This window comes from Streptomyces melanogenes (assembly GCF_014649795.1).
Taxonomy (GTDB): Bacteria; Actinomycetota; Actinomycetes; order Streptomycetales; family Streptomycetaceae; genus Streptomyces; species Streptomyces noboritoensis.
Genome location: NZ_BMTS01000009.1, coordinates 239524 through 263686, shown reverse-complemented (window position 1 = coordinate 263686; position 24163 = coordinate 239524). Strand labels below are relative to the sequence as shown.

Below are 24163 nucleotides of genomic sequence, written 5' to 3'. Positions count from 1 at the left end.
GACCCGCCGGGGAGGCGGCGAACGGTCTTCGAAAGCCTCAGACGAGCGAAGTGCTGGGCTTGTAGGAGGGTCGCTTCGCCTCGTAAGCGGCGATGTCCGGCTCGTTCTGCAGGGTGATGCTGATGTCGTCCAGGCCGTTCAGCAGCCGCCAGCGGGCGTTCTCGTCGAGTTCGAAGTCGGCCGTGACGCCTTCCGCGCGGACCTGGCGGTCCTTGAGGTCAACGGTGATCTCGGCGTTCGGGTCGTTTTCCGTCAGCTCCCAGAGCGCGTCCACGACTTTCTGGTCGAGAACCACCGTGAGCAGCCCGTTCTTCAGCGAGTTGCCCCGGAAGATATCGGCGAACCGGGACGAGATCACGGTTTTGAAGCCGTAGTTCTGCAGCGCCCAGACCGCGTGCTCGCGGGAGGATCCGGTACCGAAGTCGGGGCCCGCGACCAGCACCGACGCCCCCTGGCGCTCGGGCTTGTTCAGGACGAAGGACGGGTCCTTGCGCCAGGCCTCGAACAGTCCGTCCTCGAAGCCGTCCCGGGTGACCTTCTTCAGCCAGTGGGCCGGGATGATCTGGTCGGTGTCGACGTTGGAGCGGCGCAGCGGGACAGCCCGGCCGGTGTGCGTGGTGAAAGCTTCCATGGCTGATCAGACTCCAGCGGGCGTACGGGCGTCGGTGAGGTCGGCGGGCGAGGCCAGATGGCCGAGAACCGCTGTCGCGGCCGCGACCTGCGGCGAGACCAGATGGGTGCGGCCGCCCTTGCCCTGCCTGCCCTCGAAGTTGCGGTTGGAGGTGGAGGCGGAGCGCTCGCCGGGGGCCAGCTGGTCCGGGTTCATGCCCAGGCACATCGAGCAGCCCGCGTGCCGCCATTCGGCGCCGGCGGTGGTGAAGACCTTGTCCAGGCCCTCCTCGACGGCCTGCAGGGCGACCCGCACCGAGCCCGGGACGACCAGCATCCGTACGCCGTCGGCGACTTTGCGGCCCTCCAGGATGGAGGCGGCCGAGCGCAGGTCCTCGATGCGGCCGTTGGTGCAGGAACCTACGAAGACGGTGTCGACGTCGATGGCCCGCAGCGGCTGGCCCGCGGTCAACCCCATGTACTCCAGCGCCTTTTCGGCGGCGAGGCGCTCCGAAGCGTCTTCGTACGAAGCCGGGTCGGGGACGGACGCCGAAAGCGGTGCGCCCTGGCCCGGGTTGGTGCCCCAGGTGACGAACGGCGAGAGCTCGGTGGCGTCGATGACGACCTCGGCGTCGAAGACCGCGTCCTCGTCCGCCTTCAGGGTCTGCCAGTACGCGACCGCCGCGTCCCAGTCGGCGCCCTTGGGGGCGTGCGCGCGGCCTTCGAGGTAGTCGAACGTGGTCCGGTCGGGGGCGATCATGCCCGCCCGGGCGCCGGCCTCGATCGACATGTTGCAGATGGTCATCCGGGCCTCCATCGAGAGCTTCTCGATGGCCGAGCCGCGGTACTCCAGCACATAGCCCTGGCCGCCGCCGGTGCCGATCCTGGCGATGATGGCCAGGATCAGGTCCTTGGCGGTGACGCCGTCGGGCAGCTCGCCGTCCACGGTGATGGCCATGGTCTTGAAGGGCGCCAGTGGCAGGGTCTGGGTGGCGAGCACATGCTCTACCTGTGAGGTGCCGATCCCGAACGCCAGGGCCCCGAAGGCGCCGTGCGTGGAGGTGTGCGAGTCGCCGCAGACCACGGTGGTGCCGGGCTGGGTCAGACCCAGCTGCGGTCCCACCACGTGGACGACGCCCTGCTCGACGTCGCCGAGCGGGTGCAGCCGTACGCCGAACTCGGCGCAGTTCTTGCGCAGCGTCTCCAGCTGGGCCCGGGAGACCGGGTCGGCGATGGGCTTGTCGATGTCGATGGTCGGGGTGTTGTGGTCCTCGGTGGCGATGGTGAGGTCGAGGCGCCGCACCGGGCGGCCGTTGGCGCGCAGACCGTCGAACGCCTGCGGGCTGGTCACCTCGTGCAGCAGGTGCAGATCGATGAAGAGGAGGTCGGGCTCGCCCTCGGCGCGCCTGACGACATGGTCGTCCCAGACCTTCTCCGCGAGTGTCCTACCCATCGCTTTCCCTCCGGCCGGCGTCGTCGCCGGCCCAACTAGAGACCGGGTGCTCCGCCCGGGCCCCCGGGACCGGACGGTGGCTGCGGACCGTTGTGCGGACCGCCAGTACAGGTTCGCAAGTTCCGGAGAAAATTGAACTTGCGTTTCACAGAGTGAGACGCGAGTATCGTTTCATGGACAACTCTAGCGGCGTCGGCGTTCTCGACAAGGCGGCTCTCGTCCTGAGCGCCCTGGAGTCCGGTCCGGCCACCCTCGCGGGGTTGGTCGCGGCCACCGGGCTCGCACGACCCACGGCACACCGCCTTGCCGTGGCTTTGGAACACCACCGGATGGTGGCGAGGGACATGCAGGGCCGGTTCATCCTCGGCCCGCGGCTCGCGGAGCTCGCGGCCGCGGCCGGCGAGGACCGGCTGCTGGCCACGGCGGGTCCCGTGCTCACGCATCTGCGCGACGTGACGGGCGAGAGCGCCCAGCTCTACCGCCGCCAGGGCGACATGCGGATCTGCGTGGCGGCGGCCGAGCGGCTGTCCGGACTGCGGGACACCGTGCCGGTCGGCTCGACCCTGACGATGAAGGCGGGCTCCTCCGCCCAGATCCTGATGGCCTGGGAGGAGCCGGAGCGCCTGCACCGGGGCCTGCAAGGGGCCCGCTTCACGGCGACGGCCCTGTCGGGCGTACGGCGCCGGGGCTGGGCCCAGTCGATCGGCGAGCGCGAGCCGGGCGTGGCCTCGGTGTCGGCGCCGGTGCGCGGCCCGTCCAACCGCGTGGTGGCGGCCGTCTCGGTCTCCGGACCGATCGAGCGCCTGACCCGCCACCCCGGCCGGATGCACGCCCAGGCGGTCATCGACGCCGCCGCCCGCCTCTCCGAGGCCCTGCGCCGCAACGGCTAGCCCCCACGTCCGCCTCCGGCCCACCGCTCCAACGCCGCAGCGGTGGGCCGGAGGCGTGTTTTGAGGCCCGGTCTTCGTCTGCGGCTGAGTGGTGGGTTGCTCGCGCAGTTCCCCGCGCCCCTCAGGGGGTACCCGGCCGCCGGAGAACTCGCTCCGCCACAGCCCTTCAGGGGCGCCGCCGCGTAGGTGCGACCAGCCCGCGGCGGCCTGCAGACGAAACCCGGACCCCCAGCGGAGCGCTACGCCGCCTTGAGCCGGTCCGCCGCCCGGTCCCCCCGCCGTCCCACCGGCACCATGCCCGTCGCCTTGCCCAGGCCGAAGCCCGGCATGGCGACGTAGATCGACTCGTACGAGCCCGCCGGGACCACGTACGTCTCGTGCCAGATCCCCACCGCGCCCTTGGCACCCCGCGCCCGGCGGTTGAAGGCCGTCCAGGCCGGGCGGTGCTCCTTGTCCTGCGCCGAGGCGTACGCCAGGAGCTTCTCCTTGGACTCCCAGTACTGCACCACCGCCAGCGTGCGCGGCCCGGCCAGGACGGGCTGGAAGCCGAGGAGGCCGCTGCCCTCCTCCTTGACGAGCTCCTTCAGCATCCGGGGCATCGCGGACGTGACCGGCAGCCAACTGCGCAGCGCGCGGAAGCGGTTGATGCGCATCCCGATGAGGAAGACCACCACGTCCCCCTCGGCGGCGGCGGTCATACGTCCTTCGATCGGCTTCTCGCTCATGGCGTTCCCCCAGTGACAGACGACGGTTGCTTGGGCCGTGTATTGGATAGTTCCGCTATCCGATGGTTAGATAGTGGCACTCTCCAAGGGAAGGCGCAAGAGGAATGAGACTGGCGGAGCTGAGCGAGCGGAGCGGGGTCGCCCCGGCGACGATCAAGTACTACCTGCGCGAGGGACTGCTGCCGCCGGGCCACCGGGTCACCGCCACCCAGGCCGACTACGACACGGCCCACCTCCAGCGGCTCAAGCTGGTGCGCGCGCTGATCCAGGTGGGCCGGGTGCCGGTGGCCGCCGCCAAGGAGGTGCTCGCGGCCCTGGAGGACGACTCCCTGGACCACCACTCCCAGCTCGGCGTCGCCGTGGAGGCCCTGCCGAACGCGCCGGAGCCCGACCCCGCCGACCCGCACGCCCGGGCGGCGCGCGCCTCGGTGGACGCGCTGGTCGACGGGCTCGGCTGGCAGTACGGCAGCTCGGACCCGCAGGGCAGCTCGGGCGCGTACCGGACGCTGCTCGCGGCGGTGACCGCGCTCGCCCGGCTCGGATACCCCTGCTCCACCGAGGAGTTGGCCCCGTACGCGGCGGCCGCCGCCCAAGTGGCGGTCACCGACCTGGACTTGGTGGAGCGCTACGACGCCCCCGCCGAACAGGTCGAGGCGGCAGTGGCGTTGACCGTCCTGTACGAGCCGGTGCTGCTGAGTCTGCGGCGGCTGGCCCAGGCGCAGGAGTCGGCGCGGCGGTTCGTCCGGCCGTGAGCACCGCCCGGGGGCCGACCCGCCCCCGGGTATCCCCCGGACATGCGGAAGGGGCCCGGCACACAGTGTGTGCCGGGCCCCTTCTTCACGTACCCCCGACCGGATTCGAACCGGCGCTACCGCCTTGAGAGGGCGGCGTGCTAGGCCGCTACACAACGGGGGCGTGCTTGGATCTCGGAAGATCCTCAGATCTTGACGATCCGCTGGGCTACCAGGACTCGAACCTAGAATGACGGTACCAGAAACCGTAGTGTTGCCAATTACACCATAGCCCATGGTGGTTTAGACCAGTACCCCCGACCGGATTCGAACCGGCGCTACCGCCTTGAGAGGGCGGCGTGCTAGGCCGCTACACAACGGGGGCCCTAGCGATCCTGCATGAGAGTCAGCGGGTGCGACCCGGACTGTCTCCCTGGGAAGGATCTGTACCCCCGACCGGATTCGAACCGGCGCTACTGCCTTGAGAGGGCAGCGTGCTAGGCCGCTACACAACGGGGGCTTTGCGGATCTGGAATCCGCGGTGCAGATAAGCTCTGCGAGCTGGCCTACCAGGACTCGAACCTAGACTAACGGAACCAGAAACCGTCGTGCTGCCAATTACACCATAGGCCACCAAAACGCAACCCCCGGTGGGGGTCTTGCTCGGCTTGCGCTTTCGGTTCCGGGCTTTTCTTCCCGCTCCCCTCGGCGCAGGAAGAACATTACCCGAAGGTGTCCGGCGCTCCAAAACGGGTATCGCGGCGCAGCAGGGGCGGGAGCTCCTCCAGGCCCGTGATCCGGATCAGTTCGGGCCGCCCGCCCACCTGGTTGCGGTCCAGCCAGATCCCCAGGAGCCCCGCCTCACCCGCCCCGCGCGCGTCGATGTCCGGCTGGTCGCCCACGTACGCGACCTCCTGGGGCGCCAGGCCCAGCGCCTCGCAGGCCGCGTGGAAGGCGCCGGCGTCGGGCTTGGAGATCCCCAGCTCGGCCGCGCACACCACGGCCTCGAACCGGTCCCGTACGCCCAGGACCTCCAGCTTGCGCTCCTGGTGGTGGAGGGAGGAGTTGGAGAGGACGGCGTGCCGGTAGCCGTCGGCGAGCAGGTCGAGGACGGGCAGGGTGTCCGGGAAGAGCGACCAGGCGGCCTCGTAGTGGGCCAGGTGCCGCTCGAACCACGCCTGCGCCTCGGAGTCGCTCAGCTCGGCGCCCAGGAAGGCGCGCACCCGGTCGCGCCGCTGCCCCTGCCAGTCGGTCTCCCCCGCGGCGAACCGCGCCCAGTGGTACGCGGTGAGCTCGTCCCAGGTGGTGAGCGCCTGCTCCATCGACGCGTACGCGGCGGGCAGCCCCTCGGCCTCCAGGTGTACGTGCATGCCCCTGCGGGCGGCCGAGGCGTAGTCGAAGAGGGTGTCGTCGAGGTCCCAGAGGACGGCGCGGGTCGCCATGACGTCGACGGTACCCCCGCGGTGCTCTCCGGCTGGGGGTTCGGGGGTTATCCCCCGAAAAATGCAGTGTCGAGGTCCCAGAGCACTGCGCGGACGGTCATACGGCGACGGTACGCCGAAGGGGCGGCAGCCGGTCCGGCTACCGCCCCTTCGGGTCGTACGTCACTCCGCCATACGGAAACTACGCGGCGAGCTTCGCCAGCGCCGCGTCGATGCGGGCCAGCGTCTTCTCCTTGCCCAGGATCTCCAGGGACTCGAAGAGCGGCAGGCCCACCGTGCGGCCGGTGACGGCGACGCGGACCGGGGCCTGCGCCTTGCCGAGCTTGAGGCCGTGCGCCTCGCCGGCGGCCAGGACGGCCTCCTTGAGGGACTCCGGGGACGACCAGTCGGCCGACTCCAGCTTCTCGCGGGCCGTGCGCAGCAGCGCGTCCGAGCCCTCCTTCATCGCCTTCGCCCAGGACGCCTCGTCCTCGACCGGCTCCTTGAGGAAGAGGAAGTCGACGTTGGCCGTGATGTCCGAGAGGACGGTGACCCGGGTCTGGGCGTGCGGCGCGATGGCCTCCCAGGCGGCGCGGTCGAAGTCCTCGGGCGCCCAGTTGGCGTGCGGGGCGGTCAGCCACGGCTCGCAGGCGGCCGTGAACGCCTTCACGTCGAGCAGGCGGATGTGGTCGCCGTTGATCGACTCGGCCTTCTTCAGGTCGAAGCGGGCCGGGTTGGCGTTGACGTCGGCGACGTCGAACTTCGCGATCATGTCGGAGATCGAGAAGACGTCCTGGTCGGCCGAGAAGGACCAGCCGAGGAGCGAGAGGTAGTTGAGCAGGCCCTCCGGGAGGAAGCCGCGCTCCCGGTAGATGTTCAGGGAGGCCTGCGGATCGCGCTTGGAGAGCTTCTTGTTGCCCTCGCCCATGACGTACGGGAGGTGGCCGAAGGCGGGGGTCCCCTTGGCCACGCCCAGCTCGATCAGCGCCTTGTAGAGCGCGATCTGGCGCGGGGTGGAGGAGAGCAGGTCCTCGCCGCGCAGGACGTGGGTGATCTCCATCAGGGCGTCGTCGACCGGGTTGACCAGCGTGTACAGCGGGGCCCCGTTGGCGCGGACGATGCCGTAGTCCGGCACGTTGTCCGGGGTGAAGGTCAGCTCGCCGCGGACCAGGTCCGTGAAGGTGATCGGCTCGTCGGGCATCCGGAAGCGGACGATGGCCGTGCGGCCCTCCGCCTCGTACGCCGCCTTCTGCTCGGCGCTCAGCTCGCGGCAGTGGCCGTCGTAGCCGGACGGCTTGCCGGCGGCGCGGGCCGCGTCGCGGCGCTCGTCGAGCTCCTCGGTGGTGCAGTAGCAGTGGTACGCGTAGCCGCCGGTGAGCAGCTTCTCGGCCACGTCCCGGTAGATGTCCATCCGCTGGGACTGGCGGTAGGGCGCGTGCGGGCCGCCCACCTCGGGGCCCTCGTCCCAGTCGAGGCCCAGCCAGCGCAGCGAGTCGAGCAGCTGGTTGTACGACTCCTCGGAGTCGCGGGCCGCGTCGGTGTCCTCGATGCGGAAGACCATGGTGCCCTGGTTGTGCCGGGCGAAGGCCCAGTTGAACAGGGCGGTGCGGACCAGGCCGACGTGCGGGTTGCCGGTCGGGGAGGGACAGAAACGGACGCGTACGGGAGAGCCGGATGCGCTAGCCACGCTTGACAACCTTGTTGGTGAGAGTGCCGATGCCTTCGATGGTGACGGCGACCTCGTCGCCGACGTTGAGGGGGCCGACTCCGGCCGGGGTCCCCGTGAGGATGACGTCGCCCGGGAGCAGCGTCATGGCCTCGGTGATGTGGACGACCAGGTCCTCGATGGAGCGGATCATGTCGCTGGTGCGGCCCAGCTGGCGCTGTTCGCCGTTGACCGTCGCCTGGATCGTGAGGTCCGTGGGGTCGAGGTCGGTCTCCACCCAGGGGCCGAGCGGGCACGAGGTGTCGAAGCCCTTGGCCCGGGCCCACTGCTTCTCGCGCTGCTGGGCGTCGCGCGCGGTGACGTCGTTGGCGCAGGTGTAGCCGAAGATGACGTCCTTGACGCGCTCGCGCGGGACCTCGCGGCACATCCGGCCGATCACCACGGCCAGCTCGGCCTCGTGGTGCAGCTCATTGGAGAAGGAGGGGTACTCGATCGCGTCGCCGGAGCCGATCACCGAGGTGGTGGGCTTGAAGAAGGCGACCGGAACCTCGGGGACCTCGTTGCCGAGCTCCTTGGCGTGCTCCGCGTAGTTGCGGCCGATGGCCACGACCTTGTTGGGCAGCACCGGGGGCAGCAGCCGGACCTTGCTCAGCGGGACCTTGGTCCCGGAGAGCTCGAAGTCGGCGTACGGAATGCCCTTGATGATGTCGAGCACGGGCCCCTGCGGGGTGTCCTCGACCGCGCCGAAGGCGACATTGCCGTCGATGGAGAATCTGGCGATGCGCACGGGATGCTGTCGCCCCTCACTTGGTCGCTGGCTGGAGACTGACGCTCCAGGCTAACGCGGGTGAGGGGGCGACCCGCGCTATCTACTGGGCGGCGGCGACCGGTGCGTCCATCAGGACGGTGCGGCGCGGGTTGGCCGTCTGGGTGGGCAGGTCCACCGAGTGCTCGGGCAGGAGCTCCGTCTGCATCTCCTCGGCGTCCGCGAGGTGCGCGAGGGTGGTGCGGCGGGGGTTGGCTATGGTGCGGATCATCATCGTCGTCTTCATCTGCCGTTCGAACCCTGTCGGTTGCGGGGCGCGCGGCGGCGCCGGTTGTCGGATTGGCCATCCCTGTAAAGCGTCAGGCTAAACATTCGAATTCCCGGCAAACGGCCGTAGAGGCGACGATCATCATGTGAGTTTGCTCACGAGTTGGTAAACAATTCGGGCATTACGCCCCGTCAATTCCGGCCATCGAAACGGACATTGCACCACTGAACCCTCCATTCCGCTCTTGATCATGGCGACTGGGTCACTCCTCCCACGTAAGCGACTCGTGGGTAAAAGTCCGATTCATCCGTGCATGGTTTCTACGGCTCGTGACCCGCCCATCACAATGTGTCACTCAGGTCACAGCCCGGTACGCGGGCCTTGTTGGAGATCCGGCACTGTGCTGGAATTCCACGCACCGCCGCGGGTCACTGACCGGCGCGCAAGGGCGCAACGCAGCGCCGAGTGGCGGCGGGGAGGGGGAGACCAACAAGCGCCGGTCACTCACGACCAACACATGGGGCGCACACTTGCCCCACGACGCCGACACCGTCCCTTCCGTTCAGAGCGGGGGGACGCCTGGTCCAGAGGTTGCGACGCTAGTGCAGGGACGTTTCAAGAGGGATGGCAGCGCTGCGGCGGAGCAGGAGCCGCACGGCGGGACTGGCCCCACATCAGTCAGTTCCTCGCCCCAGCACGCCCAGAACCCCCGGGCCACCCAGAACCCGTCCGCTCCTTCACCGGGCGGCGACGACACCGGCGGCCCCTCCGGCCCGACCGGACGCTCCGCCGCGGGCGGTGAGAAGCCGTCGGCCGCGCCGAAGCCGAAGCCCGCCGTGGACACCGGGTCGCGAATAGCCCTGCGCAACTGGCGCATCTCCACCCGCCTGGTCGCGCTCCTCACCCTCCCCGTGGTCGCCGCGACCACCCTCGGCGGGCTGCGCATCAACCAGTCGATGAACGACATGAAGCAGCTCGACCACATGCAGCTGCTCACCGACATGACCAAGCAGGCCACCGAGCTGGCCGCCGCGCTCCAGGAGGAGCGCGACAAGTCGGCGGGCCCGCTGGCCACCGACACCGGCGCGGACATGGTCCAGACGGCCCGGGGCACCACCGACCGGGTCAAGCAGTCGTTCATGACGGCCACCCAGGACGTCGACAACCCGGACAACGACGACGCCCTGGAGTCGATCCGCCGTAACGTCACGGCCATCGCGATCCAGCTCCAGGACCTCGACAACATCCGCAAGAGCGCCTACCACGGCGACGTCTCGGACTCCCAGACCGTCGAGGGCTACAGCCGCCTCATCCGCGGCCTCCTCAGCCTCTCCCAGGACATGGCGCAGGCCACCTCCAACCCGGAGATGATCAAGCGCACCCGTGCGCTGGCCGCGTTCTCCTCCGCCAAGGAGTACGCCTCCATCCAGCGCGCGATCATCGCCGCCGCGCTCCCCGCGACCAAGGACAAGAGCGGCACGCTCGCCGAGTCCGACCGCCTCTACGCCAAGTCCGCGGCGGACGGCGAGCGCCAGGAGCTGTCGTCGTTCTCGATCGTCTACGAGAGCAACCACGGCAACCCCGAAGAGCTGATGGCCCCGCTCGACAAGGGCAACTCGGAGATCACCGCGGCCAACGCGTACTCCCAGCGCGTCCTCAAGGGCGGCCTCGCCACGGAGACCAAGCGCTCGTACCTCGACTGGTACGACCAGGACTCCAACAAGATCAACCAGATGAAGACGATCGAGCAGACCCTGCTCGGCGAGATGGAGCAGAAGGCCCGCGAGCTGCGCGACCAGTCGCAGCGGGACGCGATCCTCAACGGTGCCCTGATCCTCATCGTCCTCGGCGTCTCGCTGGTCGGCGCGTTCGTCGTGGCCCGGTCCATGATCCGCTCGCTGCGGCGCCTCCAGGACACCGCCACCCGGGTCGCCCAGGACCGCCTGCCCGAGCTCGTCAAGCAGCTCTCCGAGTCCGACCCGCAGGACGTCGACACGTCCGTGGAGTCGGTCGGCGTGCACTCGCGCGACGAGATCGGCCAGGTGGCCGCGGCCTTCGACGACGTGCACCGCGAGGCCGTGCGTCTCGCCGCCGAGCAGGCGCTGCTGCGAGGCAACGTCAACGCGATGTTCACCAACCTCTCGCGCCGCTCGCAGGGCCTCATCCAGCGTCAGCTCTCGCTCATCTCCGAACTGGAGTCCCGCGAGGCCGACCCGGACCAGCTCTCCTCGCTCTTCAAGCTCGACCACCTCGCGACCCGTATGCGCCGGAACGGCGAGAACCTCCTCGTCCTCGCCGGTGAAGAGCCCGGTCGCCGCTGGACCCGCCCGGTCCCGCTGGTCGACGTGCTCCGCGCCGCCGCCTCCGAGGTGGAGCAGTACGAGCGCATCGAGCTGGCGGCCGTGCCCGCCACCGATGTCGCCGGCCGCGTGGTCAACGACCTCGTGCACCTGCTCGCCGAGCTGCTGGAGAACGCCACCTCGTTCTCCTCGCCGCAGACCAAGGTCCGCGTCACCGGTCACGCGCTGCCCGACGGCCGCGTCCTGGTCGAGATCCACGACACCGGCATCGGCCTCTCCCCCGAGGACCTCGCCGCGATCAACGAGCGGCTCGCGTCGCCGCCCACCGTGGACGTCTCGGTCTCGCGCCGCATGGGTCTGTTCGTGGTCGGCCGCCTGTCCCTGCGACACGGCATCCGCATCCAGCTGCGCCCCTCCGACTCCGGCGGTACGACGGCGCTCGTCATGCTGCCCGTCGACGTCGCCCAGGGCGGCAAGAAGGCCCCCGGCAAGCCCGGCGGTCCCCAGGGCCAGGGCCCGGCGGGCCCCGGCGGCGGCCGTCCCGGCGTGACCCCGGGCCCCGGTGCCCGCGCCGGTCTCGCCGGTGCGCTCGGCAGCGGCCCGGCCGGCGGCAGCGGTGGCAACGGACGGCTCGGCGCGGGCGCCCCGCGCGGCGCGGTGGCCGGCGGTGCCGGTCCGCGTGCCGCGCTGCCTCCGCGCAACGGCGGCCAGCAGCCGCCGCAGGGCGGCCAGAACCAGGGCGGCTTCGGCCAGGGCGGCGCCTTCGGCACCGGCACCCCGGCCCAGCAGCCCCCGGCCCCGCGCCGCGGCGACCGCCCGCTGACCCCGCCGCCCGGCGCCCCGCGCGCCGAGCTGCCCGGCGGCGCCCCGCAGCGCCCGCAGGCCGCGAGCTGGGGCAACGAGCAGGCCTCCCAGGACGGCCCGCGCGGCCACGAGGAAGTCGAGCAGCACACCGGGCAGTACCCCCGGCCGCAGCTCGACGACCGGCAGGGCCCCGGCTCCACGGCCGAGTTCGCCCGCCCGGACTTCGACGGGCCGCCGCCCGGCAGCCAGGACCCCTCGTCCACCGGCCAGTTCGTGCGCCCGGACGTCTTCGGCGCGCCGCAGGGCGGCCAGAACGCCGCGCCGCTGTCGCCGCAGGCGAACGGCCAGTTCGAGCGCCCCGGCGCGTACGGCCGGACCGGCCAGGACGCGGACCAGAACACCGGTCAGTACGCCCGGCCGGAGTTCGACGCGCCGCGTGCCCCGCAGCAGCCGCAGCAGCCGCAGTACCAGGCGCCGCAGCCCCGGCAGAACCAGCAGCCGCGTCCGGCCGCCGGGAGCCTGCCGCAGCAGCCGCAGCCCGAGGCGCTGCCGCCGGCCCCGAACGCCGGTGACGGCCGTACGCCGCTGTACGACACCCTGGAGACCAACTGGTTCCACGGGCAGGGCGGTCAGAACGGCCAGCAGCCGGGACAGCCCGCACCGGGCGTCCAGGGCCAGGGCAACCAGGGTCAGGGCGGCCAGGGCGGACCCCAGCAGGGGATCCGTCCGGCGCAGCCCCCGGCCGCGGCGCAGCAGCCGCCGGCCGAGCGCCGCCCGGCGCCCGTCCAGCGCGACGCCAACGGCGCGGCCGGCAACGCCGCACCGGGCAACGGCTCGTGGCGCCCCTCGCCCAACGACGAACTCGTCCGCCAGGCCGAGCGGGCCCGCAAGCCCGCCGCCGGCGGTGTCACCACTTCCGGTCTGCCCAAGCGGGTCCCGCGTGCCAATCTGGTCGCGGGCACCGCACAGCAGCAGCAGAACCAGGCAGGCCCCCAGGTCTCGCGTGCGCCCGACGACGTGCGCGGCCGCCTGACCAATCTCCGCCGGGGTATCCAGCAGGGGCGGCAGGCCGGAAACGGCCCGTCGACCGGCAGTTTCTCGATGGACCCCACTCACCAGCAGGAGCGATAGTTGAGTCAGATGAGCCAGGCGGCGCAGAATCTGAACTGGTTGATCACCAACTTCGTGGACAACACCCCCGGGGTGTCCCACACAGTGGTGGTCTCTGCCGACGGACTCCTGCTTGCCATGTCAGAAGGTTTTCCGCGGGACCGGGCCGACCAGCTCGCGGCCGTGGCGTCCGGTCTCACCTCGCTGACCGCGGGTGCGTCCCGGATCTTCGAGGGCGGGACCGTCGCCCAGACCGTGGTGGAGATGGAGCGCGGCTTCCTCTTCCTCATGTCCGTCTCCGACGGCTCCTCGCTGGCCGTGCTCGCCCACCCCGAGTGCGACATCGGCCTGGTCGGTTACGAGATGGCCCTCCTGGTCGACCGCGCGGGCTCCGTCCTCACCCCGGATCTGCGAGCTGAGCTCCAGGGGAGCCTGCTCCACTGAGGCACCCCACTCCTCAGTCAGAACCCACCGTCCGGCCGCACCCCGCCCCCCACCGGCCACATCCGACGGCTCGAAGACACTCGCTGTCCCTGCTGTCCCGCCCGGAGGATCCATGACCCCGCCACCCGCCTCACACGATTCGTACGGCGCTCTGCACGACGCGCACTACGACAGTGAAGGCGACCAGCCGCTGGTCCGCCCGTACGCCATGACGGGCGGCCGGACCCGGCCGCGCTACCAGCTCGCCATCGAGGCCCTGGTCAGCACGACCGCGGACCCGGCACACCTGGCCACGCTGCTCCCGGAGCACCAGCGGATCTGCCACCTGTGCCGCGAGGTGAAGTCGGTGGCGGAGGTCTCGGCGCTGCTGCAGATGCCGCTCGGCGTGGCCCGGATTCTTGTCGCCGACCTGGCGGAGGCCGGCATGGTGGCCATCCACCAGCCGGGCAATGGAGAGGCCGGCGGCACGCCGGATGTGACGCTGCTCGAAAGGGTGCTCAGTGGACTTCGCAAGCTCTAGCGGCGGAGCGGGACGGTCTACCACCTCCGCGAAGATCGTGGTGGCGGGCGGCTTCGGCGTGGGCAAGACCACGTTCGTGGGCGCCGTCTCGGAGATCAACCCGCTGCGCACCGAGGCCGTGATGACGTCCGCGTCGGCGGGCATCGACGACCTCACCCACACCGGGGACAAGACCACCACCACGGTGGCCATGGACTTCGGCCGCATCACCCTGGACCAGGACCTGATCCTGTACCTCTTCGGTACGCCGGGTCAGGACCGCTTCTGGTTCATGTGGGACGACCTGGTGCGCGGCGCGATCGGCGCCGTGGTCCTGGTGGACACCCGCCGCCTGGCCGACTGCTTCCCCGCGGTCGACTACTTCGAGAACAGCGGGCTGCCGTTCGTCATCGCGCTGAACGGCTTCGACGGCCACCAGCCGTACACCCCGGACGAGGTCCGCGAGGCGCTCCAGATCGGCCCCGACACCCCGATCATCACCACCGACGCCCGCCACCGCGGCGATGCGAAGAGCGCGCTGATCACGCTGGTGGAACACGCACTGATGGCACGACTCAAGTAGTCGGGTCCATACGGCAGTTGTCGTAGACGAACGGGGGCGGACTGTGTCCTTTGACACGATCCGCCCCTGTGTTCATAACGTTTCGACAGAGAATTCCCTCGTCACGGACACCCGCCGCGTTCACATGGTGTCACTGCGCTCACATCGGCCCCGTCTTTTGACGGGGCTCGCTCTTTATGCCCGTTTTATCTGAGGCGTGTGCCACTCGGAACCCCTCATTCCAGCTGTTTGGAACGGACCCCCCTGGCGTGCTGGAATTCGACGAACTCCCGAGTAGTACGGCTCAGAACATTTAAAGGCACACCACGAGAGGTGCCGGCGCCGAGAGGTTGTTGGTCGAGTGAGGCGAAGCACGACGAGCTCCGCGACGCAGCAGGCGCGGGGCAACTTCACCCCGCCGCAGCGCAGTGCGGCGACGCCGGACGAGCTGCCGACCCCCTCCGGGGGCAAGGGCGCGGGCAAGGGCACGGGTCCGCTCGCGAGCCCCGACTCCGGCAGCCGCAGCAAGTTCTCGCCGCGCAACTGGCGGGTGGCCACCCGTCTGAACGCCATCCTCCTCATCCCCGTCCTCGTCGGCCTCGTCATGGGCGGCTTCGAGGTCAAGAACTCCATATCCACCTGGCGCGACGCCCGTGACGCCGAGAAGACGGCGAACATCGTGCGCGCCGCCTCGGAGTACGGCCAGGCCCTGCTCAACGAGCGTGACCTCACCGCTCGCCCCCTGCTGCAGAACAAGCGCGACGACGAGGTCATCGCCAAGGCGTACGCCGTCACGGACGCGGCCCGCGCCAAGTTCGACGACGAGGTCAAGGGCATGCCGGACACGGCGAGCCTGCAGCGCCGTCTGACCAAGGTCCGCGAGGTCGAGAAGAACCTCGACCAGCTGCGCAAGACCGCCTACGCCAAGGGCGTCGAGGCGAAGAACCCGGTCCTCACCGAAGAGGGCTACACCGCCATCCCCCACTACCTGAGCACGTTCTCCAACGAGCTCGGCCTGGGCACCGGCAACATCACCAGCTACGGCCGCATGGTGTACGCGGTCGACCTCGCCAAGGCCGCGGAGTCGCTCCAGCGGTCCATCGGTCTGCACCTCATCATGCGCCCGAGCGAGGACCCCAAGACCTTCCAGATGCAGGTCAAGGCGTTCAACTCGTACAACTACCTGGAGTTCATCGCCCTCGGCGAGTTCGACGCCGGTGGTACGGACGCGGACAGCGCCCATCTGAAGCAGGTCATGGAGGCCAAGGCCGCCCAGGCCGCCAAGGACCTTCCGGCGGTGCGCCAGCAGGCCGACGACGGCCCGCGCATCGGTGCCGCCCCGGCCCGCGACGGCTCGCCGTTCAACAGCATGGCCGCCGCGATCGGCGAGGGTCAGAGCGCCAAGCAGCTCAAGGCCCAGGGCATCACGCCCGACGCCTGGATGGCCGCCTCCACCGCCAAGTTCGACGGCTACACCGAGATCGAGCAGGACCTGGTCACCAAGGCCGTGACCGAGGCCGGCCAGATCGCCGACGACGCCAAGACCTCCGCGTACCTCAACGGCGCCATCGTCGTGGTCTCGCTGCTCGCCGCCTTCATCCTGGCCGGCATGGTGGCCCGCCAGATGAGCCGCTCGATGCGCCGACTGCGCTCCGCCGCCTTCGAGGTGGCCGAAACGCGACTGCCGATGCTCGTCGACCAGCTCTCGCGCACCGAGCCCGGCCGGGTCGACACCCGCGTCGAGCCCATCCCGATCACCTCCACGGACGAGATCGGCGAAGTCGCCCGCGCCTTCGACCAGGTCCACCGCGAGGCCGTCCGGCTCGCCGCCGAGCAGGCGCTGCTGCGGGGCAACGTCAACGCGATCTTCACCAACCTGTCGCGCCGCAACCAGTCCCTGATCGAGGGCCAGCTGACCCTCATCACCGACCTGGAGAACAACGAGGCCGACCCGGACCAGCTGGAGAGCCTCTTCAAGCTGGACCACCTCGCGACCCGTATGCGCCGCAACGGCGAGAACCTCCTGGTCCTCGCCGGCGAGGAGCCGGGCCGCCGCTGGAACCAGCCGGTCCCGCTGGTCGACGTGCTGCGCGCGGCCTCCTCCGAGGTGGAGTCGTACGAGCGCATCGAGCTGACCGGGGTGCCGGAGAGCGAGATCCACGGCCAGGCCGTGACCGACCTCGTGCACCTGCTCGCCGAGCTCCTGGAGAACGCCACGACGTTCTCCTCCCCGCAGACCAAGGTTCGTGTGACGGCCACCCGCCTCCCGGACGGTCGCGTCATGATCGAGATCCACGACAAGGGCATCGGCCTCACCGCCGAGGACTTCGCGGACATCAACCACAAGCTGGCGAACCCGCCGACCGTGGACGCCGCCGTCTCGCAGCGCATGGGCCTGTTCGTGGTCGGCCGGCTGTCCGACCGGCACGGCATCCGCGTCCAGCTGCGCCCCTCCGGCGAGCAGGCGGGCACCACCTCGCTGGTCATGCTCCCGGACGCGATCACCCACGGTGGCGGTGGCGAGCCGCTGCCCGGCGACGACTTCACGGTCTCGCAGATCATCCCCGAGCAGCAGGGCTTCGAGGCCCCGGCCGCCCCGGCCATGCGCACCGCCGCCGAGCTCGGCTTCGACGACTCCCGCTACGAGACGGGCGAGCAGGGCGAGGCCCTCCAGCTCGACCCGGTCAACCGCTCGCTGATGCGCGAGGAGCGCCGCGCGGCCCTGGAGGCCCAGGCGCAGGGCGGCGACCGCCCGCTCTACCGCGACGAGGTCGACGGTGTGCAGCAGGGCGGCGCGTACGACGAGCAGTACGGCCAGCAGCAGTCCTACGAGGGCGGCTTCGACGAGTCGTACAACACCCCGCAGGGCGCGTACGACAACCAGTTCGACGGGCAGCAGCAGTACGCGCAGGACTACCCGGACGCGTACCCGCAGGAGTCCTACGGACAGCAGCAGGGCCAGCAGCAGAACGGCTACCCGGACCAGGGCTACGCGGAGACCGCCTACCAGGCGCCCGCGGCCGACGGCCCGCAGTACGACGGCGGTTACGGCGACCCGTCCCACCAGGGCGAGTGGCAGCAGAACGCCGCGTACCAGGACTCCTACGCGACCGACTACCCGCAGGCGAACAAGGAAGCGGAATCCGCTCCGGACGTTCCCGAGGGCGGCCGCGAGCGCGTAGGCTTCGACCGTCCGGGCCCCACCCCGGCCTCCTCCCACCAGCTGACCGGCGCCGGTCTGCCGAGGCGCGGCAGCAGCCAGCAGAACTGGCAGCCCGCCGCCCAGGAGCCGCAGCAGAAGTCCGAACCGCAGCGGCCCGAGCAGCGGCAGCCCGTCAACGGCACCGGCTCCGCGACCGTGAACGGGTCCGCTGGCGGAACCGTGAACGGAACCGGAACCGGAGCCTCGAACGGCGCCGCCGCCGGCACCGGCGAGCCCACCGACGACTGGCGTTCGACCAACGACGAGCGCTGGACGCGGGCCGAGAAGCTGCGTGAGCCGAAGGCCGGCGGGGTCACCCCCTCCGGGCTTCCCCGGCGGGTGCCCAAGGCCAATCTGGTCGAGGGCGCGGCCGAGCAGACCCCGCAGGGCGGCCCACAGGTCTCCCGCGCTCCCGAGGACGTCCGCGGCAGGTTGAGCAACCTGCGCCGGGGCGTCCAGCAGGGCCGCAGCGCGGGGTCGGACACAAGTAACACCTACAACCAGGAGCGTTAGTGTGAGCCCGATGAGCCAGGCGGCGCAGAATCTGAACTGGTTGATCACCAACTTCGTGGACAACACCCCCGGGGTGTCCCACACGGTGGTGGTCTCCGCCGACGGACTCCTGCTGGCGATGTCCGAAGGCTTCCCCCGGGACCGGGCCGATCAGCTGGCGGCTGTTGCCTCCGGACTGACGTCCCTGACCGCGGGAGCCTCCCGGATCTTCGAGGGCGGCGCCGTCAACCAGACGGTCGTGGAGATGGAGCGCGGCTTCCTCTTCATCATGTCCATCTCGGACGGCTCCTCGCTGGCCGTACTCGCCCACCCGGAGGCCGACATCGGTCTCGTGGGCTATGAGATGGCTCTCCTTGTCGACCGCGCGGGCACCGTCCTCACCCCGGATCTGCGCGCGGAACTCCAGGGCAGTCTCCTTAATTAGTTGTGAACCTTCCGTTCTCAACTACCAGACAGGCAGTGCGTTTCTCGCCACCGCGCCATAAAGTGCGGTGGCGCGGTCCCACAGGAACGGGCGACCGGCAGTCGGAGGAGGAAACGTGACAACACCCCCAGGCGGACACCCATACAGCGGTGGACAGCAGTCTCCGGGTGAGCACGGGCAGAACCGGTTCAACTTTCCCTCCGCCCCCAGCAGAAGCGGCCAGGGCCAGCACCCGTACCAGCAGCCCCACCGTCAGCCGGGTCCGTACGACCAGCCGCCGCAGCCCCGCATCGAGCCGGTGCAGCCGCGGCAGACCCCCCAGCCCTCCCCGGCGGGCGGCACGCACAACCCCCTTGTGCGTCCGTACGCCATGACCGGCGGCCGCACCCGGCCGCGCTACCAGCTCGCCATCGAGGCGCTGGTGCACACCACGGCGGAACCCGCCAGGCTGCAAGGGCAGTTGCCCGAGCACCAGCGGATCTGCCATCTGTGCCGTGAGATCAAGTCGGTCGCCGAGATCTCGGCACTCCTCTCCATCCCCCTCGGCGTTGCCCGAATCCTCGTCGCCGACCTGGCGGAGGCCGGACTTGTCGCCATCCACCAGCCCGGCGGCGACGAGTCCGCCGGCGGCCAGCCAGATGTGACACTGCTCGAAAGGGTGCTCAGTGGACTTCGCAAGCTCTAGCGGCGGTGCTGCCCGCTCCACTACTTCCGCGAAGATCGTGGTGGCGGGCGGCTTCGGCGTGGGCAAGACCACGTTCGTCGGCGCGGTCTCGGAGATCAACCCCCTGCGTACCGAGGCCGTCATGACGTCCGCTTCCGCGGGCATCGACGACCTCACGCACACGGGCGACAAGACGACCACCACGGTCGCGATGGACTTCGGCCGCATCACGCTCGACCAGGACCTGATCCTGTACCTGTTCGGCACCCCCGGCCAGGACCGTTTCTGGTTCATGTGGGACGACCTGGTGCGCGGCGCGATCGGCGCCGTGGTCCTGGTGGACACCCGCCGCCTGGCCGACTGCTTCCCGGCCGTCGACTACTTCGAGAACAGCGGCCTGCCGTTCGTCATCGCCCTCAACGGCTTCGACGGCCACCAGCCGTACACCCCGGACGAGGTCCGCGAGGCCCTCCAGATCGGCCCCGACACCCCGATCATCACCACCGACGCCCGCCACCGCGCGGACGCGAAGAGCGCGCTGATCACCCTGGTCGAGCACGCGCTGATGGCACGGCTGCGGTAGCCCCGCGCCCGCCCGTACGACGCGGAAGGCCCCGCCGCTCCTCCTGGAGTGGCGGGGCCTTCGGCATGTGAGCGTCCACTGGGCGACCCGTACCGTACGCGCGAGAACGCGAGAAGGCCCCGCCACTCCACACGGGAGCGGCGGGGCCTTCTCGCAGGCTCTGCGGGCCTAGCCCTGCCAGGAGTGCGGTGCCCGGAAGCCCGGCGTGCGCTCCAGGCGGCGCCAGCCCGCCGTGTCGCGGGTGTGGGGCTGGGGGGCGGGCTGGGCGGCCGCGCGGGCGAGCAGGACGGCCGTGATGGCCGCCAGCTCCTCGGGCGCGGCTTCGCCCTTCTCGACGCGGAGGACGGAAGGAGAGGAAGAGGTCGGGGTGGTCAACGGAGCTCCTCGTTACTGAGGCGGGTTGCCGTGCTTGCGGGACGGCAGGTCGGCGTGCTTGGTGCGCAGCATCGCGAGGGAGGCGATCAGCACCTCGCGGGTCTCGGCGGGGTCGATGACGTCGTCGACCAGGCCGCGCTCGGCCGCGTAGTACGGGTGCATCAGCTCGGCCTTGTACTCCTTGACCATGCGCACGCGCATCGCCTCGGGGTCCTCGGCCTCCGCGATCTGCTTGCGGAAGATGACGTTGGCGGCACCTTCGGCGCCCATCACCGCGATCTCGTTGGTCGGCCAGGCGTAGGTGAGGTCGGCGCCGATGGACTGGGAGTCCATGACGATGTACGCCCCGCCGTACGCCTTGCGCAGGATCAGCGAGATCCGGGGCACGGTGGCGTTGCAGTACGCGTACAGCAGCTTCGCGCCGTGCCGGATGATTCCACCGTGCTCCTGATCGACACCGGGCAGGAAGCCGGGCACGTCCAAAAGGGTGACGATCGGAATATTAAAAGCATCGCACATCTGGACGAAACGGGCAGCCTTTTCCGACGCCTCGATGTCCAGGACGCCCGCGAGCGACTGCGGCTGGTTGGCCACGATGCCCACGACCTGGCCGTCGAGCCGGGCCAGGGCGCAGATGATGTTGCGGGCCCAGCGCTCGTGGATCTCCAGGTAGTCGCCGTCGTCGACGAGCTCCTCGATCACCTTGTGCATGTCGTACGGGCGGTTGCCGTCGGCGGGCACCAGGTCGAGCAGCACGTCGCCGCGCCGGTTCGCCGGGTCCTCGCTGGGGTGCGACGGCGGGTTCTCCCGGTTGTTGGACGGGAGCATCGACAGGAGGTAGCGGACCTCGGCGAGGCAGGTCTCCTCGTCGTCGTACGCGAAGTGCGCCACGCCCGACGTCTCGGCGTGCACGTCCGCGCCGCCGAGGCCGTTCTGGGTGATCTCCTCGCCGGTCACCGCGCGGACGACGTCCGGGCCGGTGATGAACATCTGCGAGGTCTCACGGACCATGAAGACGAAGTCGGTGAGCGCCGGGCTGTAGGCCGCGCCGCCCGCGCACGGGCCGAGCATCACGCTGATCTGCGGGATGACGCCCGAGGCGCGCGTGTTGCGCTGGAAGATGCCGCCGTATCCCGCGAGGGCGCTGACGCCCTCCTGGATGCGGGCGCCGGCGCCGTCGTTCAGGGAGACCAGGGGCGCACCGGCCGCGATGGCCATGTCCATGATCTTGTGGATCTTCGTGGCGTGGGCCTCGCCGAGGGCGCCGCCGAAGATGCGGAAGTCGTGCGCGTAGACGAAGACCGTACGGCCCTCGACCGTGCCCCAGCCGGTGATGACACCGTCCGTGTACGGCTTCTTGTTCTCCAGGCCGAAGCCGGTCGCCCGGTGCCGCCGGAGCTGCTCGACCTCCTTGAACGAACCCGGGTCGAGGAGCAGGTCGATCCGCTCGCGCGCGGTCAGCTTGCCCTTGGCGTGCTGCGCCTCGGTCGCGCGCTCGCTCGGCCCGCGCCGGGCCTGCTCGCGCAGGGCCAGCAGCTCGGCCACGCGGCCACGCGCGTCACTCGGCTCACCCGGGGTTTCGTCCACAACGGTCATGCATCGACCCTACGAACCCGACCAAGAATTTCCCGCCGTCGACTCCGTACAGTCTCCGGACCGTTTTCCTGGTAGCCCTGAACAGAACAATCCCGCGATGCAGGCGAAGTGCCAGCTCAGGCCCATCCGGCTTTGTGGGGGTTCAACAACCCGATCAGGTGAGAGCCACGTCACAGCGGTGGTTGGCGCCCGCCGTGCCGGGCCTGATCCGCAGCCGCAGCGCCTTGCCGGTGGCGAGCACCTCGACCGTGGGATCGGCACTGGTCACCCGTCGTACGGGACGGTTCCAGGTCACCTCGAAGGGCTGCCCGGTGCGCGGCGGCTCGCTGATCCGGAGTGTGGCCGTCGCGCCTTTGCTCCGTACGAGGACGCTCGCGGGGGCGGAGACCGCCAGCGGGCCCGCGCTTCCAGCCTGCCAGAAGTTGGCGCACAGCAGGTCGAGCGCGGGCACGGACACGGCCTGGCAGGCGGCCGTGTTGGCGAGCACCGACAGCCAGCCCGGGTCGGCGGCGCGGGCCGCGACCGTCTGCCGCGAGGCGCCCGGCATCAGCTGGTAGCTGTACGAGGCGCCCGCCGGGTCGACGCCGTGGTCCAGCCACAGCGTCTGGTAGGTACGGGTGCGGCGCTCGGTCGAGCTGGTGGTGTTGATGTCGCTCCAGGCCCCGGTCCTGGGCTCGCGCAGGGTGTGCAGGGCGGTGGTGCCGCCGGGGAAGACCCAGCCGCCGTGGCCCTCCAGGTGCGCCCAGCGGGGGCGAGTGGCGGTGTCGAGGGTGAAGGCACCGGTCCCGGCCTCGCCCAGGTTGCGGTTGTCGACGACCGTCTCGACCCGGACGCCGTCGGTCGCGGTGATCCCGGCGCCGAGGCAGATGACGGTCCCGGCCGTGCAGAACCAGGACTTGCGGGCATCGAGGGTCGAGCCGAGGCCCTTCACGTGCTGGCCGACGGCCCCGAACTCGCCGTCGTTCGCCCCGCCCACCCACTTCACGGCGGGCCTGGCCGCGCCCCACTCGCCGCCCGCCCGGTCCGCGAGCCGCTTGGTGGACACGGTGGTCCCGGGCAGCCGGTACGGGTCGACGGTCGGCCAGAACCAGTCCGTGTACTGGTCGTTGCCCCGCTCCCCCGGCCACCAGTAGAGCATTCCGGCGCCGGTGTGCCAGCCGCGCGGGTTCTCGCCGTTGCCGCACTCGTAGTACGAGATCCGCTCCGAGGCCATGGCGAGGGCGGCGGTCCAGGCGGGGCGGCGGTGGACGACGCGGTCCATGGCGGCGAACAGGGTGTGCCCGACCGGCTCGGGCGCGGCCGGCACCGGCGACTCGACGACCGCCTGGAGCCGGGCCAGGTCCGCGACCCCGAACTGGCGGGCGGCCAGGACCGGATGGGTCGGATCCCGCTCGATCCAGCCCTTGATCATGCCCTGCCAGCGGGTCCGTTCGGCCTCGGAGGCGCCGCCCGCGAGGACCGCGATCGCGGCGATGATCCCCTGCCCGTGGAAGTGGTCGCTGCGCATCACGTGCAGATCGTCCGCGAGCAGATACCCCCGGCTCACCGCCCGCCCGTTGACACTGTCCATGACCAGCCCGTTGTGGATCAGCGGCGCGTACGCGCGCTCCACGCTGTCCAGGACGATCCGCCGGTTGGGGTCGGTGACGGCCCAGCTCGTCCCGGCGAGCAGCGTGAAGAGCCGCCCGAGCCCGTCGAGCATGACCTGTCCGTACGTACCGGAGTAGGCGATCGAGGTGTGCTGGATGAACGATCCGTCGGCGTAGAGGCCGTCGCCCTTGGTGACGTACGGGAAGACCGGCGACAGGGCGTCGCGGGCGAGCGCGAGCTTGGCGGGGGCGCGGCCGACGGCTCCGCGCACGGCGACCGAGCGGCACAGGTCGACGCGGTTGGCGCCGGTGGAGGTGCCCGAGTAGTCGCCGAGGGCGGAGTCGGGGACGAAGTGGTCGACGGCGGCGCAGGCGGCCTGGATCCGGGCCTCGTCCAGGTGCTCGTAGAGCGCGTTGACCAGGTCGGTCAGCAGCCGGGGGCTGCCGATCTGCCACTCCCACCAGTTGCCGTAGCGCGTGGTGGACGGGTTGTAGACCTTCGCCGACAGGTGGTCGAGACCGGCGACGACGTCGGCGAGCAGGCCCGGGTCGCCGGTGAGGCCGGTGGCGGGCTGGAGGAAGGCCTGGGCCATGGTCCACAGCCGGCCGTAGCTCTGGGTGATCCCGGCGGGCGGGTCGAACGGGCAGTCCGGCCAGAGCGAGCGGTCGGCCGGGGCCATCGAGGCCCGGAAGGTCCGGGCCCGGTCGCCGGTCTCCTTGAGCCGGGAGGCGTACGGCTCGGCGCCCGGGTCGTAGCCGGTGCCGAGCGAGAGGTCGCGCCAGCGCCCGCGCAGCAGGGCGAACTCGTCGGCGGCGGACGCCTCGGGAGTCACGGTCAGGGTGAGAGCGCTTGCTCCCACGACGGTGAGGAACGTGCGACGGGACCACGGGGGCAGCAAGGACACGGGGAACTCCCGGAGGGAAGTGGTGTAGACCGCTGCCCGCTGGTGTAGCACGGCGTGCCCGGGG

General features: G+C 70.7%; 20 protein-coding genes and 5 tRNA genes. 10 read left to right on the top strand and 15 right to left on the bottom strand.

Annotation, left to right across the window (positions count from 1 at the left end; genetic code table 11):
• Nucleotides 1-37: 37 nt before the first annotated feature.
• Together leuD and leuC are read right to left on the bottom strand one after the other, a co-directional pair.
• Nucleotides 38-631, bottom strand: a complete 594-nt coding sequence (gene leuD / locus IE252_RS21290; RefSeq protein WP_190091026.1) for a 3-isopropylmalate dehydratase small subunit — start codon at nt 629-631, stop codon at nt 38-40.
• Nucleotides 632-637: 6 nt separating this feature from the next.
• Nucleotides 638-2062 (bottom strand): 3-isopropylmalate dehydratase large subunit, encoded by a 1425-nt coding sequence (gene leuC, locus IE252_RS21285; protein WP_190091025.1) that lies wholly within the window; start codon nt 2060-2062, stop codon nt 638-640.
• A gap of 173 nt (nt 2063-2235) precedes the next feature.
• Here leuC and ndgR point away from each other — a divergent pair, with 173 nt between their 5' ends.
• Complete coding sequence (ndgR, locus tag IE252_RS21280) at nt 2236-2952, top strand: IclR family transcriptional regulator NdgR (RefSeq protein WP_005311436.1); 717 nt, start codon at nt 2236-2238, stop codon at nt 2950-2952.
• A 239-nt stretch (nt 2953-3191) separates the two neighbouring features.
• On the opposite strand, the gene IE252_RS21275 is transcribed toward ndgR, so the two are convergent.
• A complete protein-coding gene (locus tag IE252_RS21275) occupies nt 3192-3677 on the bottom strand; it encodes a DUF4188 domain-containing protein (RefSeq protein ID WP_190091024.1) in 486 nt (161 codons plus the stop codon).
• A gap of 104 nt (nt 3678-3781) precedes the next feature.
• Here IE252_RS21275 and IE252_RS21270 point away from each other — a divergent pair, with 104 nt between their 5' ends.
• Entirely contained in the window at nt 3782-4429 is a 648-nt protein-coding gene (locus tag IE252_RS21270; protein ID WP_190091023.1) for a MerR family transcriptional regulator, read from the top strand.
• A 90-nt stretch (nt 4430-4519) separates the two neighbouring features.
• On the opposite strand, the gene IE252_RS21265 is transcribed toward IE252_RS21270, so the two are convergent.
• The 9 genes from IE252_RS21265 to IE252_RS21225 all read right to left on the bottom strand — a co-directional run bounded on the left by IE252_RS21265 (nt 4520) and on the right by IE252_RS21225 (nt 8547).
• Nucleotides 4520-4592 (bottom strand) — tRNA-Glu (locus IE252_RS21265).
• Nucleotides 4593-4632: 40 nt separating this feature from the next.
• A tRNA-Gln gene (locus IE252_RS21260) sits at nt 4633-4704 on the bottom strand.
• Nucleotides 4705-4720: 16 nt separating this feature from the next.
• Nucleotides 4721-4793: transfer RNA gene (locus tag IE252_RS21255), tRNA-Glu, on the bottom strand.
• Between the two features lie 62 nt (nt 4794-4855).
• Nucleotides 4856-4928 (bottom strand) — tRNA-Glu (locus IE252_RS21250).
• 41 nt (nt 4929-4969) lie between these two features.
• Nucleotides 4970-5041 (bottom strand) — tRNA-Gln (locus tag IE252_RS21245).
• Between the two features lie 89 nt (nt 5042-5130).
• Nucleotides 5131-5850, bottom strand: a complete 720-nt coding sequence (locus IE252_RS21240) for an HAD family hydrolase (RefSeq protein WP_190091022.1) — start codon at nt 5848-5850, stop codon at nt 5131-5133.
• 181 nt (nt 5851-6031) lie between these two features.
• Nucleotides 6032-7516 (bottom strand): glutamate--tRNA ligase, encoded by a 1485-nt coding sequence (gene gltX / locus IE252_RS21235; RefSeq protein WP_190091021.1) that lies wholly within the window; start codon nt 7514-7516, stop codon nt 6032-6034.
• Nucleotides 7509-8282: a fumarylacetoacetate hydrolase family protein gene (locus IE252_RS21230; protein WP_190091020.1), complete on the bottom strand. Its 774-nt coding sequence runs from the start codon at nt 8280-8282 to the stop codon at nt 7509-7511. Before IE252_RS21230 ends, gltX begins: the two co-directional genes overlap by 8 nt.
• Before the next feature lie 82 nt (nt 8283-8364).
• On the bottom strand, nt 8365-8547 hold the full coding sequence (locus IE252_RS21225) for a hypothetical protein (protein ID WP_101390311.1): 183 nt from the start codon (nt 8545-8547) through the stop codon (nt 8365-8367).
• A 584-nt stretch (nt 8548-9131) separates the two neighbouring features.
• Between IE252_RS21225 and IE252_RS21220 the strand changes: the two genes are divergently transcribed.
• From IE252_RS21220 to IE252_RS21185, 8 genes are all read left to right on the top strand, one after another.
• Nucleotides 9132-12764, top strand: coding sequence for a sensor histidine kinase (locus IE252_RS21220; RefSeq protein WP_190091019.1), 3633 nt, complete (start codon nt 9132-9134; stop codon nt 12762-12764).
• 9 nt (nt 12765-12773) lie between these two features.
• Nucleotides 12774-13187, top strand: coding sequence for a roadblock/LC7 domain-containing protein (locus tag IE252_RS21215; RefSeq protein ID WP_067164664.1), 414 nt, complete (start codon nt 12774-12776; stop codon nt 13185-13187).
• A 112-nt stretch (nt 13188-13299) separates the two neighbouring features.
• A complete protein-coding gene (locus IE252_RS21210; protein ID WP_067164662.1) occupies nt 13300-13707 on the top strand; it encodes a DUF742 domain-containing protein in 408 nt (135 codons plus the stop codon).
• Nucleotides 13688-14269, top strand: a complete 582-nt coding sequence (locus IE252_RS21205) for a GTP-binding protein (RefSeq protein WP_190091018.1) — start codon at nt 13688-13690, stop codon at nt 14267-14269. Before IE252_RS21210 ends, IE252_RS21205 begins: the two co-directional genes overlap by 20 nt.
• Before the next feature lie 340 nt (nt 14270-14609).
• The gene (locus tag IE252_RS21200; RefSeq protein ID WP_190091017.1) at nt 14610-17963 is read left to right on the top strand and encodes a sensor histidine kinase; all 3354 of its coding nucleotides are present in this window, start codon (nt 14610-14612) and stop codon (nt 17961-17963) included.
• 10 nt (nt 17964-17973) lie between these two features.
• Entirely contained in the window at nt 17974-18387 is a 414-nt protein-coding gene (locus tag IE252_RS21195; RefSeq protein ID WP_026057603.1) for a roadblock/LC7 domain-containing protein, read from the top strand.
• A gap of 115 nt (nt 18388-18502) precedes the next feature.
• Complete coding sequence (locus tag IE252_RS21190) at nt 18503-19072, top strand: DUF742 domain-containing protein (protein ID WP_067164656.1); 570 nt, start codon at nt 18503-18505, stop codon at nt 19070-19072.
• A complete protein-coding gene (locus IE252_RS21185) occupies nt 19053-19634 on the top strand; it encodes a GTP-binding protein (RefSeq protein WP_069978110.1) in 582 nt (193 codons plus the stop codon). Before IE252_RS21190 ends, IE252_RS21185 begins: the two co-directional genes overlap by 20 nt.
• Before the next feature lie 168 nt (nt 19635-19802).
• On the opposite strand, the gene IE252_RS21180 is transcribed toward IE252_RS21185, so the two are convergent.
• From IE252_RS21180 to IE252_RS21170, 3 genes are all read right to left on the bottom strand, one after another.
• Entirely contained in the window at nt 19803-20009 is a 207-nt protein-coding gene (locus IE252_RS21180; protein ID WP_190091016.1) for an acyl-CoA carboxylase subunit epsilon, read from the bottom strand.
• A gap of 12 nt (nt 20010-20021) precedes the next feature.
• The gene (locus IE252_RS21175; RefSeq protein ID WP_190091015.1) at nt 20022-21605 is read right to left on the bottom strand and encodes an acyl-CoA carboxylase subunit beta; all 1584 of its coding nucleotides are present in this window, start codon (nt 21603-21605) and stop codon (nt 20022-20024) included.
• 154 nt (nt 21606-21759) lie between these two features.
• Nucleotides 21760-24099, bottom strand: coding sequence for a polysaccharide lyase 8 family protein (locus IE252_RS21170; RefSeq protein WP_373298586.1), 2340 nt, complete (start codon nt 24097-24099; stop codon nt 21760-21762).
• Nucleotides 24100-24163 lie beyond the last annotated feature (64 nt).

Coding starts and splice junctions, on each gene's coding strand:
- leuD (WP_190091026.1), bottom strand. CDS start 631: ATGGAAGCTTTCACCACGCACACCGGCCGGGCTGTCCCGCTGCGCCGC.
- leuC (WP_190091025.1), bottom strand. CDS start 2,062: ATGGGTAGGACACTCGCGGAGAAGGTCTGGGACGACCATGTCGTCAGG.
- ndgR (WP_005311436.1), top strand. CDS start 2,236: ATGGACAACTCTAGCGGCGTCGGCGTTCTCGACAAGGCGGCTCTCGTC.
- IE252_RS21275 (WP_190091024.1), bottom strand. CDS start 3,677: ATGAGCGAGAAGCCGATCGAAGGACGTATGACCGCCGCCGCCGAGGGG.
- IE252_RS21270 (WP_190091023.1), top strand. CDS start 3,782: ATGAGACTGGCGGAGCTGAGCGAGCGGAGCGGGGTCGCCCCGGCGACG.
- IE252_RS21240 (WP_190091022.1), bottom strand. CDS start 5,850: ATGGCGACCCGCGCCGTCCTCTGGGACCTCGACGACACCCTCTTCGAC.
- IE252_RS21225 (WP_101390311.1), bottom strand. CDS start 8,547: ATGAAGACGACGATGATGATCCGCACCATAGCCAACCCCCGCCGCACC.
- IE252_RS21215 (WP_067164664.1), top strand. CDS start 12,774: ATGAGCCAGGCGGCGCAGAATCTGAACTGGTTGATCACCAACTTCGTG.
- IE252_RS21210 (WP_067164662.1), top strand. CDS start 13,300: ATGACCCCGCCACCCGCCTCACACGATTCGTACGGCGCTCTGCACGAC.
- IE252_RS21195 (WP_026057603.1), top strand. CDS start 17,974: ATGAGCCAGGCGGCGCAGAATCTGAACTGGTTGATCACCAACTTCGTG.
- IE252_RS21175 (WP_190091015.1), bottom strand. CDS start 21,605: ATGACCGTTGTGGACGAAACCCCGGGTGAGCCGAGTGACGCGCGTGGC.